The 13,266-nt window shown below is 61.6% G+C and carries 7 protein-coding genes and 7 tRNA genes; 13 read left to right on the top strand and 1 reads right to left on the bottom strand.

Annotated features, from left to right (window positions below; translation table 11 throughout):
* Nucleotides 1–114 precede the first annotated feature (114 nt).
* From LPW39_RS11880 to LPW39_RS11820, 13 genes are all read left to right on the top strand, one after another.
* Nucleotides 115–1,332, top strand: a complete 1,218-nt coding sequence (locus LPW39_RS11880; RefSeq protein WP_230774941.1) for an efflux RND transporter periplasmic adaptor subunit — start codon at nt 115–117, stop codon at nt 1,330–1,332.
* Between the two features lie 9 nt (nt 1,333–1,341).
* Entirely contained in the window at nt 1,342–4,575 is a 3,234-nt protein-coding gene (locus LPW39_RS11875) for an efflux RND transporter permease subunit (RefSeq protein ID WP_230774939.1), read from the top strand.
* Between the two features lie 282 nt (nt 4,576–4,857).
* Nucleotides 4,858–4,944: transfer RNA gene (locus LPW39_RS11870), tRNA-Leu, on the top strand.
* A 489-nt stretch (nt 4,945–5,433) separates the two neighbouring features.
* The gene (gene tig / locus LPW39_RS11865; RefSeq protein WP_230774937.1) at nt 5,434–6,747 is read left to right on the top strand and encodes a trigger factor; all 1,314 of its coding nucleotides are present in this window, start codon (nt 5,434–5,436) and stop codon (nt 6,745–6,747) included.
* A 151-nt stretch (nt 6,748–6,898) separates the two neighbouring features.
* On the top strand, nt 6,899–7,507 hold the full coding sequence (clpP, locus tag LPW39_RS11860; protein WP_182327230.1) for an ATP-dependent Clp endopeptidase proteolytic subunit ClpP: 609 nt from the start codon (nt 6,899–6,901) through the stop codon (nt 7,505–7,507).
* 101 nt (nt 7,508–7,608) lie between these two features.
* Nucleotides 7,609–8,880 carry an ATP-dependent Clp protease ATP-binding subunit ClpX gene (clpX, locus tag LPW39_RS11855; RefSeq protein WP_230774929.1) on the top strand — a complete coding sequence of 424 codons (1,272 nt, stop codon included), beginning with the start codon at nt 7,609–7,611 and terminating at the stop codon, nt 8,878–8,880.
* A gap of 197 nt (nt 8,881–9,077) precedes the next feature.
* Nucleotides 9,078–11,537 carry an endopeptidase La gene (gene lon, locus LPW39_RS11850; RefSeq protein ID WP_230774927.1) on the top strand — a complete coding sequence of 820 codons (2,460 nt, stop codon included), beginning with the start codon at nt 9,078–9,080 and terminating at the stop codon, nt 11,535–11,537.
* Nucleotides 11,538–11,675: 138 nt separating this feature from the next.
* Nucleotides 11,676–11,751 (top strand) — tRNA-Gly (locus LPW39_RS11845).
* A gap of 40 nt (nt 11,752–11,791) precedes the next feature.
* Nucleotides 11,792–11,865: transfer RNA gene (locus tag LPW39_RS11840), tRNA-Cys, on the top strand.
* 50 nt (nt 11,866–11,915) lie between these two features.
* Nucleotides 11,916–11,991: transfer RNA gene (locus LPW39_RS11835), tRNA-Gly, on the top strand.
* 39 nt (nt 11,992–12,030) lie between these two features.
* Nucleotides 12,031–12,106 (top strand) — tRNA-Gly (locus tag LPW39_RS11830).
* 38 nt (nt 12,107–12,144) lie between these two features.
* Nucleotides 12,145–12,220 (top strand) — tRNA-Gly (locus LPW39_RS11825).
* A gap of 236 nt (nt 12,221–12,456) precedes the next feature.
* Nucleotides 12,457–12,545 (top strand) — tRNA-Leu (locus LPW39_RS11820).
* A gap of 137 nt (nt 12,546–12,682) precedes the next feature.
* On the opposite strand, the gene LPW39_RS11815 is transcribed toward LPW39_RS11820, so the two are convergent.
* The gene (locus LPW39_RS11815; RefSeq protein ID WP_230774925.1) at nt 12,683–13,129 is read right to left on the bottom strand and encodes a helix-hairpin-helix domain-containing protein; all 447 of its coding nucleotides are present in this window, start codon (nt 13,127–13,129) and stop codon (nt 12,683–12,685) included.
* Nucleotides 13,130–13,266 lie beyond the last annotated feature (137 nt).

The raw sequence follows: 13,266 nt of genomic DNA, 5'->3' as shown, positions 1-13,266 counted from the left end.
GGCCCTCTGCACAGCGCGCGTCCGGGTGTTGGGCAGAGGGTCCTTGGTGCATTTCCCTCTTTTTCTTCTGCCGGGCCAGGTTCTTCCTGGCCTCTCACCGCCCGCATGCACACCATGTTCCTACCTCTTCGAGCGCCCAGTGCGCGTGCCGCAGTGCTGCTGCTGTCGATGGCTGCCTTGGCCAGCTTGACGGCCTGTTCGCGCCAGGAATCTCCTCCCGAGCCAATCCGGGCGGTCAAGCTGCAAACGGTGGGTGCGGCCCCGCTGCAGGCGCAGACGGCGTTTGCCGGCGATATCCGGGCGCGCACCGAGGCGCAGCTGGGCTTTCGTGTGGCGGGCAAGGTGCTGAGCCGCAATGTGGAGCTGGGCCAGGCCATCAAGCCCGGCCAGTTGCTGGCCCAGCTCGATGGCACCGACTACGCGCTGGCGGCGCAAGGTGCGCAGGCCCAGGTGCAGGCCGCCACCACGCAGCGTGATCTGGAGGCGGCCAACTACCGCCGCTTCAAGGAGCTGCGCGACAAGAACTTCATCAGCGCGGCCGAGATGGAGCGCCATGCGGCGGCACTGAAATCGGCCCAGGCCCAGCTCGACCAGGCCAAGGCCAATGCGGCCAGCCAAGGTAACCAGACGGCCTATACGCGCCTGGTGTCCGAGGTGGCCGGTGTGGTGACTGCGGTGAATGTGGAGCCTGGCCAGGTGGTGTCTGCCGGCACGCCCGTGCTGCGCGTAGCCAAGGATGGTGCGCGTGATGCGGTGTTTGCCGTGCCTGAGGACCGCATTGCCCAGCTCAAGCCCGGCCAGCCGGTGCAGGTCAAGGTCTGGCCTGAAGAGCAGTTGCTGGGCGCCCACATCCGCGAGGTGGCGGCCAGCGCCGATGCCGCTACGCGCACCTACCAGGTCAAGGCCTCGCTGGATGCGGCGCCCAATGATGTGCTGCCCAAGCTGGGCGCCACGGTGACCGTGCTGCCGCCCGAGCGCCCCGCCGGCGCCGACAAGGCGGCCGATGTGATCAAGCTGCCTTTGTCGGCGCTGTGGGACCAGGCCGGCAGCAGCAAGGTCTGGGTGTATGACCCGGCCAGCTCCACGGTGCAACCCCAGGCAGTGGTGGTGGCGCGCATGGACGGCAATGACGCCGTCATCCAGAGCGGTCTGCAGGCCGGGCAGCAGGTGGTGGTTGCCGGCGTGCATGTGCTCAATGCCGGCCAGAAGGTGACGGTGTTCCAGTCCAAGTACGCGGCCTCTGCGCCCGCGCAGACCCAGGCCGATGCTCCGGTGGTGAATGCGCCTGCCGCTGCAGATGCCGCTGCGCCTGCAGCTGCACCAAAGCAATAAGAGGTGACCATGCAAACACCTCAGAACACGCCGCAAGGCGCTGGCACGCCACCTTCGTCCCCGGAGCCCGATGGCGAGAAGCACAGCAGCAGCAAGGGCTTCAACCTCTCGCGCTGGGCGCTGCAGCATGTGCCGCTCACGCGCTACCTGCTCATCATGCTGCTGGTGCTGGGCATCGGCGCCTATTTTCAGCTGGGCCAGGATGAGGACCCGCCGTTCACCTTCCGTGCGATGGTGGTGTCCGCCGCCTGGCCAGGCGCCACGGCCCAGCAGATGGCCGAGCAGGTCACCGACAAGGTCGAGCGCACCCTGCAGGACGTGCCCAATGCCGACAAGATCGTCAGCTACTCCAAGCCCGGCGAGATGCTGGTCATCCTGAACCTGCGCGAAGACACGCGCCCGCAGGATGTGCCGCAGACCTGGCTGGCGGTGCGCAAAAAGGTGGGCGATATGCGCGCCAGCTTGCCCCAGGGCGTGCTCGGCCCCTTCTACAACGATGACTTTGGCGATGTCTACGGCGTGATCTATGCGCTGCAGGGCGAGGGCTATAGCTACGCCGAACTCAAGGAATATGCCGACAGCGTGCGCCAGAGCCTGCTGCGGGTGAAGGATGTCGCCAAGGTCGAACTCTTTGGCGTGCAGGACGAGAAGCTCTATATCGAGATCTCGCGCAGCAAGCTGGCCCAGCTGGGGCTGGACATGAACCAGGTCATCGCCCAGCTCGGCCAGCAAAACGCCGTGCAAAGCGGTGGCGAGGTGCAGGCCGGTGCCGACCGGGTGCAGGTCGAGGTGACGGGCGAGTTCCGCCAGTTGGACGACGTCAAGGCCATGCCGATCCGCGGCCCCAACGGCAACCAGCTCAAGCTGGGCGATATTGCCGACATCTACCGCAGCTATCTGGATCCGGCCAAGACCAAGGTGCATTTCCAGGGTCAGCCGACGGTGGCCCTGGGTATCTCCATGCGCAAGGGCGGCGATGTGATTGCGCTGGGCAAGCACCTGCATGAGGCGGTCGACAAGATCGTGCCCACCTTGCCCGCCGGCCTGAGCCTGGAGAACGTGCAGGACCAGCCCAAGGCCGTGTCCACCTCGGTGAACGAGTTTGTGCGCGTGCTGATCGAGGCGGTGGTCATTGTGCTGGCCGTGAGCTTTGTGAGCCTGGGCATGCACATCCGCAAGGGCAAGGACCCGCTGTGGCGCCGCATCAGCCTGGATCCGCGCCCGGGGCTGGTGGTGGGCATCACCATTCCGCTGGTGCTCTGCGCCACCTTCCTGGCGATGTGGTACTGGGGCATTGGCCTGCACAAGGTCTCGCTGGGTTCGCTGATCATTGCGCTGGGCCTGCTGGTGGACGATGCCATCATTGCGGTCGAGATGATGGTGCGCAAGATGGAAGAGGGCTATGACAAGCTGAGCGCGGCTACTGCCGCCTATGACATCACTGCCAAGCCGATGCTGACGGGTACCTTGATCACGGCGGCGGGCTTCATGCCGATTGGCATCGCCAAGTCCACGACCGGCGAGTACACCTTTGCGATCTTTGCGGTGACGGTGATTGCGCTGGTCATCAGCTGGGTGGCCTCGGTCTACTTTGTGCCCTACCTGGGTACGGTGTTCCTGAAGAAGCCCAAGCATGCGCCGCAAGAGGAGGGTGGCGAGCATGCGATGTTCGACACGCCTTTCTACAACCGCTTCCGCCGCACTGTCTCCTGGTGCGTGGAGCACCGCTGGCTGACGATTGGCGCCACGGTGCTGGTGTTTGCACTCGGCCTGTTTGGCATGAGCCGGGTGCAGCAGCAGTTCTTCCCCGATTCCAACCGCACCGAGATCCTGATGGATGTCTGGCTGCCCGAGGGATCGAGCATGGCTGCCAACGAGGAGGTGACACGGCGCATCGAGCAGCGCATGCTGGCCCAGGAGGGCATTGAGTCCGTCACCTCCTGGATCGGCTCGGGCGTGCCGCGCTTCTACCTGCCGCTGGACCAGATCTTCCCGCAGTCCAATGTGTCGCAGCTGATCCTGCTGCCCCACAACCTGGCCGACCGCGACAGCTTGATGAAGCGCCTGCCGACCTTGCTGGCCCAGGAGTTCCCGGAAGTGCGCGCCCGCGTCAAGCTGCTGCCCAGCGGCCCGCCGGTGCCCTACCCGGTGCAGTTCCGCGTGATGGGCCAGGACCCCAAGCTGCTGCGCACGCTGGCCAGCGAGGTGCGTGCCAAGCTGGAAGCCTCGCCCGATATGCGGGGTGTGAACGACAACTGGAACGAATCCATCAAGGTGCTGCGCCTGGAGGTGGACCAGAGCAAGGCCCGTGCGCTGGGCGTGAGCAACCAGAGCATTGCCCAGGCCACGCGCACCCAGCTGTCGGGCAACACCATCGGCCAGTACCGCGAAGGCGACAAGCTGATCGACATGGTGCTGCGCCAGCCGGTGGACGAGCGCCAGGCCGTGACCGATGTGGGCAACGCCTATGTGGCGTCAAGCAGCGGCCAGGCCATTCTGCTGTCGCAGATTGCCAAGCCCAGCTTTGTCTGGGAGCCGGGCATTCTCTGGCGCCAGGGCCGGGAGTATGCGATCACCGTGCAAGGCGATGTGGCCGCCGGCCTGCAAGGCCCGACCGTGACACAAAAGCTCTGGCCCGATCTGCAGAAGCTGCAGCAGGGCTGGGCCGACAAGGGCCTGAACCAGTACCGCATCGAGATTGCCGGTGCGGTGGAGGAGAGCGCCAAGGGCTCGGACTCCATCATGGCGGGCATGCCCATCATGGTCTTCATCGTCTTCACCTTGCTGATGCTGCAGCTGCACAGCTTCAGCCGCTCGGTGCTGGTCTATATCACCGGCTTCCTGGGCATCGCGGGCGTGACTGCTGCCTTGCTGCTGCTGAACCGGCCTTTTGGTTTTGTCGCCTTGCTGGGTGTCATCGCACTGATGGGCATGATCCAGCGCAACTCGGTGATCCTGATCGACCAGATCGAGGCCAACCATGCGGCGGGCCTGTCGACCTGGGATGCCATTGTCGAAGCTGCCACCCACCGGCTGCGCCCGATTGCGCTGACCGCCGCTGCTGCCGTGCTGGCGATGATCCCGCTGTCGCGCAGCATCTTCTGGGGGCCGATGGCCGTTGCCATCATGGGCGGCCTGGTCGTTGCCACGGTGCTGACCTTGCTGGCGCTGCCGGCGATGTATGCGGCCTGGTTCCGCGTGAAAAAGGAGCACAGCGACGTGCCACTGTCGGCTGCGGTTTGAGTGGTGTTTGCCAGGGGCCCTCGGCATAACCCTCGCCAAGCGGGATGGACGCGGATCGGGATGAGATGCAAGGCGTCTTTTGCAGTCAATAGCGAGCTATTGACAAGGAAGACAACACAGCAGATCGCCCGAGACCGCGTTCAGACCACGGCAGGGAGTTATGCAGAGGGTCCCTTAGCGAGTTTTTGCTCAGGTTTGCCCAGGGCAGCAGTGGCTTGCATTAGAATCGCGGATTGACCTAAAAACAGGCGGGTTGGCTGACAAGCTGGCTGCGGCCGCAGCGCGCGGGTGGCGAAATTGGTAGACGCACCAGGTTTAGGTCCTGACGCCAGCAATGGTGTGGGGGTTCGAGTCCCCCCCCGCGCACCAAAATTTAATAGCAGAAGGTATAAGCACCATCTGCTGTTGCAATGCATATGAGCCGAATTTCCTGCAGGAGATTCGGCTTTTTTCTTGGCGTTTTGCGCCAACGGCTGCCGGCCTCTGGGGCTGACCCTGCACCAAGACGGTATTGGCATCCAGGAAAAGAGCTGGCTTTATATATAATGTTCGGTTTCGGTCGATGGCGCCTTGCGCTGCACCGCTTTCGTGACAACGCTGGTTTTTGCTGCGTCACGCCAGGTGTTGCTTGCTACTGAATGCGCTGTCATCGTTTGATTTTTGGGTGTGCTGGGCTTAGGGCCAGTCGCCTATCTACTGGGACCCCAGGTTGTAAAACGGTGCCAATCCCCGTTGATGCCATCCCCGATGTGACACGGAATGTCCTCGCATCGGACGCAAGCTTTGCCGCTTGCAGGCTGGCTTGAATGGCGTTTGCACACCGTGGCCGGAAGGGTTCGTGCCTAACTAGGATTAACCATGGCAGTGAATGTTGAAACCCTTGAAAAGCTCGAGCGCAAAATTTCGCTGAGCTTGCCTCTCGCATCCGTGCAAACCGAAGTGGACAGCCGCTTGAAGCGCCTGGCCCGCACCGTGAAGATGGACGGCTTCCGTCCAGGCAAGGTGCCGATGAACGTGGTGGCACAGCGCTATGGCTATTCCGTGCAGTACGAAGTGCTCAACGAGAAGGTCGGCGAGGCGTTTGCCAAGGCCGCCAACGAAGCCGAGCTGCGCGTGGCCGGTCAGCCCAAGATCACTGAAAAAGAAGGCGCACCCGAGGGTGAGCTGGCATTTGATGCCGTGTTCGAAGTGTTCCCCGAAGTCAAGATCGGTGACCTGGCTTCCGCGGAAGTCGAGAAGCTGGCTGCCGACGTGGACGACGCCGCCATCGAAAAGACCATCGACATCCTGCGCAAGCAGCGTCGCACCTTCGCCCAGCGCCCAGCCGACACGGCTGCCGTGGATGGCGACCGCGTGACCGTGGACTTCGAAGGCAAGATCGACGGCGAACCCTTCGCTGGCGGCAAGGCTGAAGCATTCCAGTTCCTGATCGGCGAAGGCCAGATGCTCAAGGAATTCGAAGACGCAGTGCGCGGCATGAAGACCGGCGAATCCAAGACCTTCCCCCTGGCATTCCCAGAGGACTACCACGGCAAGGAAGTGGCTGGCAAGACCGCCGACTTCCTGGTGACCGTCAAGAAGGTGGAAGCCGCCAACCTGCCCGAAGTGAACGAAGCACTGGCCAAGTCCCTGGGCATTGCTGACGGTTCCGTCGAAGGCCTGCGCGCCGACATCAAGAAGAACCTGGAGCGTGAAGTCAAGTTCCGCGTTCAGTCGCGCAACAAGCAAGCCGTCATGGAAGCCCTGGTTTCCAAGGCTGAGCTGGACCTGCCCAAGGCCAGCATCGATGCCGAAGTCGGCCGTCTGCTGGAAGGCGCCCGTGAAGAGCTGAAGCAACGCGGCATCAAGGACGCTGAAAAGGCGGAAATCCCTGCTGACGTGTTCCTGCCCCAAGCCGAGCGCCGCGTGCGTCTGGGTCTGGTGGTGGCCGAGCTGGTCAAGGCCAACAAGCTGGAAGCCACGCCTGAGCAAATCAAGGCCCACATCGACGAGCTGGCATCGAGCTACGAGAAGCCAGAAGACGTCGTGCGTTGGTACTTTGGTGACCGCCAACGTCTGGCCGAAGTCGAAGCCGTTGTGATCGAAAACAACGTGACCGAATTCGTGCTGGGCAAGGCCAAGGTCAGCAACAAGACCGTGTCCTTCGACGAACTGATGGGCCAGCAAGGCTGAGAAGCGCGCGGGGCGGCCATGGCCGCCAGCGCGGCGGCCAACTGAAAACAGGGGCTTGTGCTTTTGGGCGCAGGCCCCATTTTATTGGGGTACAGTTAGCGCAGTCACAGTGCATTGACGCTAGCTTCCACCTATCCTGAACGGAGATGTAATGAGCGCACAAGATATTCAGAACTTGGGTTTGATCCCGATGGTGATCGAGCAATCGGGCCGTGGTGAGCGCTCGTTTGACATTTACTCGCGTCTGCTCAAGGACCGCGTGATTTTCCTGGTGGGCGAAGTCAACGACCAGACCGCCAACCTGGTGGTCGCCCAGATGCTGTTCCTGGAAAGCGAAAACCCCGACAAGGAGATTTCGCTCTACATCAACTCGCCTGGCGGCAGCGTGACGGCCGGCATGGCCATCTATGACACCATGCAGTTCATCAAGCCACAGGTCTCGACCATGTGCCTGGGCTTTGCTGCCAGCATGGGTGCTTTCCTGCTGGCCGCTGGCGAGAAGGGCAAGCGCTACTCGCTGCCCAACTCCAAGATCATGATCCACCAGGTGCTGGGCGGCGCCCGTGGCCAGGCGACGGACATCGAAATCCATGCCCGCGACATCATCCGCACCAAGGAGCAGATGAACCGCATCCTGGCAGACCGCACTGGCCAGCCTTATGAAAAGGTCAAGGCCGACACCGAGCGCGACTACTTCATGACGGCGCCAGAAGCCCAGGAGTACGGTTTGGTCGATACTGTGGTAGAAAAGCGCCCATAAGTAGGCTTTTCCGGTGAAGCGGCCCCAACCCTACCGGTTGAGGCCGCTTTGTAGTTGGTTATCATTGTTTCCACATAGATTCGATTGAAGGCATTGCCCCCATGGCCGAGAAAAAAGGCTCATCCAGCGAAAAAACCCTGTACTGCTCCTTCTGCGGCAAGAGCCAGCATGAGGTGAAGAAACTCATTGCCGGACCGTCCGTGTTCATCTGCGATGAGTGCATCAACCTCTGCAATGACATCGTGCGCGACGAAGTGGCGGCAGAAGGCAAGGAGGGCGAGAAGGCCAAGGGCAATGATCTGCCGACACCGGCCGAGATCAAGGCCACCCTGGACAACTATGTCATCGGTCAGGATCCCGCCAAACGCACCTTGGCTGTGGCGGTGTACAACCACTACAAGCGCCTGGCGCACAAGGACAAGGCCGGCAAGGACGATGTGGAGCTGGCCAAGAGCAATATCTTGCTGATCGGCCCCACCGGCTCGGGCAAGACCTTGCTGGCCCAGACGCTGGCCCGCCAGCTGAACGTGCCCTTTGTGATGGCGGACGCCACCACGTTGACGGAAGCGGGCTATGTCGGCGAGGACGTCGAGAACATCGTGCAAAAGCTGCTGCAAAGCTGCAACTACGATGTGGAGCGCGCCCAGCGCGGCATCGTCTACATCGACGAAATCGACAAGATCACGCGCAAGGCGGACAACCCCTCGATCACCCGTGATGTGTCGGGCGAAGGCGTGCAGCAGGCGCTGCTCAAGCTGATCGAAGGCACGATGGCCTCGATCCCGCCCCAAGGCGGCCGCAAGCACCCGAACCAGGATTTCCTGCAGGTCGACACGACCAATATCCTGTTCATCTGCGGCGGCGCGTTTGCCGGGCTTGAGAAGGTCATCGAGAACCGTTCCGAAGCGTCGGGCATCGGTTTCAGTGCCACCGTCAAGAGCAAGCAGCAACGCTCCATCTCCGAGGCTTTCCGCGACATCGAGCCGGAAGACCTGATCAAGTTCGGCATCATCCCCGAGCTGGTGGGTCGTCTGCCGGTGGTCACCGCGCTGGCCGAGCTGTCGGAAGACGCGCTGGTCCAGATCCTGACCCAGCCCAAGAATGCGCTGGTCAAGCAGTACAACAAGCTGCTGGGCATGGAAGGCGTGGAGCTGGAGGTGCGCCCGGATGCCCTGATCGCGATTGCGAAGAAGGCGCTGGCCCGCAAGACCGGCGCGCGTGGTTTGCGCTCGATTCTGGAGCAGTCGCTGATGACCACCATGTTTGACCTGCCCACCACCGACAATGTGGCCAAGGTGGTGGTCGAAGAGGCGACCATCAACGAAGGCAAGCCGCCCCTCCTGGTGTACCGGGAAGCGGCCAAGAAGGCCTGACAGGCTGCGATGGCAGAGACCGCATGGGCTCTGCCATCGGTGTTTTACAAGGATCGTCTGGCGCTGCCGGGCGCCATCCCAAGGGCTTGAGGGTGCATTTGCTGGCCTGCACCCGCCCTGGCCCCTGGTTTTTCATGGCCAAGGGTTGAAAAATCACTTTTACGAATCATCTTCGTACAAGTTTCAAAAGGATTTTCATGTCCGACAACCAAACCCCTTCCTCCCATCCCCTGGAATTGCCCATGCTCCCGCTGCGGGACGTGGTCGTTTTTCCGCACATGGTGATCCCGCTGTTCGTTGGCCGTCCCAAGAGCATTAAGGCCTTGGAGACCGCGATGGAGGGCGACCGCAAGATCATGCTGGTGGCCCAGAAGACGGCCGCCAAGGACGATCCCACCGTCAACGACATGTTCAATGTTGGTTGCGTCTCGACCATTCTGCAGATGCTCAAACTCCCCGATGGCACCGTCAAAGTGCTGGTCGAGGGCGTGCAGCGCGCGCTGGTGCAGGAGATTGCGGAAGGCGAGGACTACTTCACCGCCCGGATCGAACCGGTAGAGGCCGGCGACAGCGCCGACAAGGCCAGCGAGATCGAGGCCCTGCGCCGCGCCGTGATGCAGCAGTTTGACCAGTACGTCAAGCTCAACAAGAAGATCCCGTCCGAGATCCTGACCTCCATCTCCGGCATCGACGACGCCGGCCGCCTGGCTGACACCATTGCCGCCCATCTGCCGCTGAAGCTGGAGAACAAGCAGGCCGTGCTGGAGCTGCAAAAGGTGCAGGACCGCCTGGAAAACCTGTACGACCAGCTCGAACGCGAAGTCGACATCCTCAATGTCGACAAGAAGATCCGTGGCCGCGTCAAGAAGCAGATGGAAAAGAGCCAGCGCGACTTCTACCTGAACGAGCAGGTCAAGGCCATCCAGAAGGAGCTGGGCGAGGGTGAAGACGGCGCCGATCTGGAAGACCTTGAGAAGAAGATCAAGCTCGCCAAGATGACGCAGGATGCGCGCAAGAAGGCCGAGGGCGAGCTCAAGAAGCTCAAGCTGATGTCGCCGATGTCGGCCGAGGCCTCGGTGGTGCGCAACTACATCGAAACCCTGGTGAACCTGCCCTGGGGCAAGAAGACCAAGGTCAAGAAAGACCTGGTGGTCGCCGAGGATGTGCTGAACGAAGACCACTACGGCCTGGACAAGGTCAAGGACCGCATCCTGGAATACCTCGCAGTGCAACAGCGCGTGGACAAGGTCAAGGCACCGATCCTGTGCCTGGTCGGCCCTCCTGGCGTGGGCAAGACCTCGCTGGGCCAGTCGATTGCCAAGGCCACCGGCCGCAAGTATGTGCGCATGGCGCTGGGCGGCATGCGTGACGAGGCCGAGATCCGCGGTCACCGCCGCACCTACATCGGCGCGATGCCGGGCAAGGTGCTGCAGAACCTGTCCAAGGTCGGCACACGCAATCCGCTGTTCCTGCTTGACGAAATCGACAAGCTGGGCATGGACTTCCGGGGCGACCCATCCAGCGCCTTGTTGGAGGTGCTCGACCCCGAGCAGAACAGCAAGTTTGGCGACCACTATGTGGAAGTCGACTTCGACCTCAGCGATGTGATGTTCGTGGCGACCTCGAACTCGATGAACATCCCGCCCGCCTTGCTGGACCGGATGGAAGTGATCCGCCTGGCCGGTTACACCGAGGACGAGAAGACCAATATCGCGATGCGCTACCTGCTGCCCAAGCAGATCGAGAACAACGGCGTCAAGGCCGGCGAGCTCGAACTGCGCGAGGACGCTGTGCGCGACATCGTGCGCTACTACACCCGTGAAGCCGGTGTGCGTTCGCTCGAGCGTGAGCTGTCCAAGATCTGCCGCAAGGTGGTCAAGAACATCCAGCTGGGCAAGGCGCAGGCACCGGTGCAGGTGACGGCCGACAACCTGCCCGACTACCTGGGTGTGCGCAAGTTCACTTATGGCCATGCCGAGCAGAAGAACCAGGTCGGTCAGGTCGTGGGCCTGGCCTGGACCGAGGTGGGCGGCGATCTGCTGACCATCGAAGCCGCTGCCATGCCCGGCAAGGGCGTCATCAACCGCACCGGCTCGCTGGGCGATGTGATGAAGGAATCGGTCGAAGCAGCCCGCACCGTGGTGCGCAGCCGTGCACGCTCCCTGGGTATCCGCGACGACGTGTTCGAAAAGCGCGACATCCACATCCACGTGCCCGATGGCGCCACCCCCAAGGATGGCCCGAGCGCTGGTGCCGCGATGACGACCGCGCTGGTGTCGGTGCTGACCGGTATCCCCGTGCGTGCCGATGTGGCGATGACCGGCGAGATCACCTTGCGCGGTGAAGTCACCGCCATCGGTGGCCTGAAGGAAAAGCTGCTGGCCGCACTGCGTGGTGGCATCAAGACCGTGATGATCCCGGAAGAGAACGTCAAGGACCTGGCCGAGATCCCCGACAACGTCAAGAGCGGTCTGGAGATCGTGCCGGTGCGCTGGATCGACAAGGTGCTGGAAGTGGCGCTGGAAGTCAAACCCACGCCGTTGAGCGACAGCGATGCGCCTGCCGCTGAGCCGGTGCCCGTGGTGCCTGCAGTGGCTGTGGCAGCTACGGCCGCCAAGGCCGCACCAGCGCGCCGCTCGCGTGCCGTCAAGCACTGATAAACCGCAAAGCAGCAAGGAAAACCGGCCCGTCATCAAAAACGGGCCGGTTTGCCAAAAAGACCAAAAAATATGCGTTACAATGCATACCATCGCGGAGCCCGGTATATAATAGCGGACTTCCGGTAAAGCGGATATGCGGGAATAGCTCAGTTGGTAGAGCGATACCTTGCCAAGGTATAGGTCGACGGTTCGAACCCGTTTTCCCGCTCCAAATTGGCTGTGTTGATGGCTTCAGCATGGCAACAATCCATGGCGCGATAGCAAAGCGGTTATGCCCCGGATTGCAAATCCGGTTAGTCCAGTTCGACTCTGGATCGCGCCTCCAGGACATGCTTGTCAGTACGTTTTGGGTTCGTTGAGATACGAACAATGTTTGCGGGAATAGCTCAGTTGGTAGAGCGATACCTTGCCAAGGTATAGGTCGACGGTTCGAACCCGTTTTCCCGCTCCAGTTTTCAAAGCTGGTGTGGATCCGTTCATGCTAGTTTTTGCGGGAATAGCTCAGTTGGTAGAGCGATACCTTGCCAAGGTATAGGTCGACGGTTCGAACCCGTTTTCCCGCTCCAGTTTCAAAGCTGGTGTGGATCCGTTCATGCTGGTTTTTGCGGGAATAGCTCAGTTGGTAGAGCGATACCTTGCCAAGGTATAGGTCGACGGTTCGAACCCGTTTTCCCGCTCCAACACATTGCGAAAAGAGCCTCAGGGCTCTTTTTTGCTTTTCAGCTTCGGCCTTTTGCGTGGCGGAGCTGGCTGCCACCGCGAGCCTGCGGGTCGCGCAGCATTCGCAGCTTCCTTCTTCTCTCTATCCCTCAGCCGCATGTGCTTGCGATCGCCGCTGCAGCGTTGCGCGCTGCCACGATCTGCAGCGGTCTTCGTCCAACAGCGTAGCTGGAGCAGCTAGAATGGCAGGCTGCGTGCCTCGATGGTGAAATTGGTAGACACCCGGGACTTAAAATCCCGTGCCGCGAAAGTGGCGTGCCGGTTCGATCCCGGCTCGAGGCACCATCAACATGATGAATTCCAGTAGGAATTCACTCGCCACACAGAGTCCCGTGAAGCTCCAAGAATTCACGAGCATCTCCTGCAGACACTCAAGCAAACCCATCAGCGATGCAGCACTCAACTGTGCCGCTGCAGGCAGCCTAACGGTCCTCCTTCAGCGGAAACCGCTGACCCGGAAAGAACACCCGCTCAATCTCTCGCAGCGTGCGTGCGCCAATCGTGTGGATCTTCAATAACTTATGCGGATAGGCCTCACGCAGTTGCTCGGGCGTCTTGATGCCCGCGCGCGCGAGCGTGCGCACCGTCACCAGCGGCAGCCTGCCATTCAAGGACGAATCCTGGGCAAACCGGATGGACGGCGGGGCAAAGTCTGGCTCATAGCACTGGTCGGGGAAAAAGGCCATCTCAATATGGCGCAAGCGCATCATGCCGATGCCATGCATGCGCAGTAACCGCAGCGGATAGGCTTGGCGGACACCTTCCACCGAATCCACGCCGTTTTTGACCAGGATTCGGATGATACGGTCTGACAAAAGACCGTCGAGAGGGGTCTGCGTGGGCGGTGCTTTGTTGTATTCATTCGACATCCAGGCCGATCCTAGGGCTTGGTATACCGGAGCAAGGACAGCCGCCAGAGGGCATCGGCTGTAGGCCTTCGCAGACAGAACATGCAAGCCCCATGAAGAGACGGCTCAACACATTCGCTACTTTGGGTGTGCGCTCC

The organism is Comamonas koreensis (assembly GCF_021026195.1).
GTDB lineage: Bacteria > Pseudomonadota > Gammaproteobacteria > Burkholderiales > Burkholderiaceae_C > Comamonas > Comamonas koreensis.
This window is presented reverse-complemented; position numbering and strand designations above follow the sequence as displayed.

Coding starts and splice junctions, on each gene's coding strand:
- LPW39_RS11880 (WP_230774941.1), top strand. CDS start 115: ATGTTCCTACCTCTTCGAGCGCCCAGTGCGCGTGCCGCAGTGCTGCTG.
- LPW39_RS11875 (WP_230774939.1), top strand. CDS start 1,342: ATGCAAACACCTCAGAACACGCCGCAAGGCGCTGGCACGCCACCTTCG.
- tig (WP_230774937.1), top strand. CDS start 5,434: ATGGCAGTGAATGTTGAAACCCTTGAAAAGCTCGAGCGCAAAATTTCG.
- clpP (WP_182327230.1), top strand. CDS start 6,899: ATGAGCGCACAAGATATTCAGAACTTGGGTTTGATCCCGATGGTGATC.
- clpX (WP_230774929.1), top strand. CDS start 7,609: ATGGCCGAGAAAAAAGGCTCATCCAGCGAAAAAACCCTGTACTGCTCC.
- lon (WP_230774927.1), top strand. CDS start 9,078: ATGTCCGACAACCAAACCCCTTCCTCCCATCCCCTGGAATTGCCCATG.
- LPW39_RS11815 (WP_230774925.1), bottom strand. CDS start 13,129: ATGTCGAATGAATACAACAAAGCACCGCCCACGCAGACCCCTCTCGAC.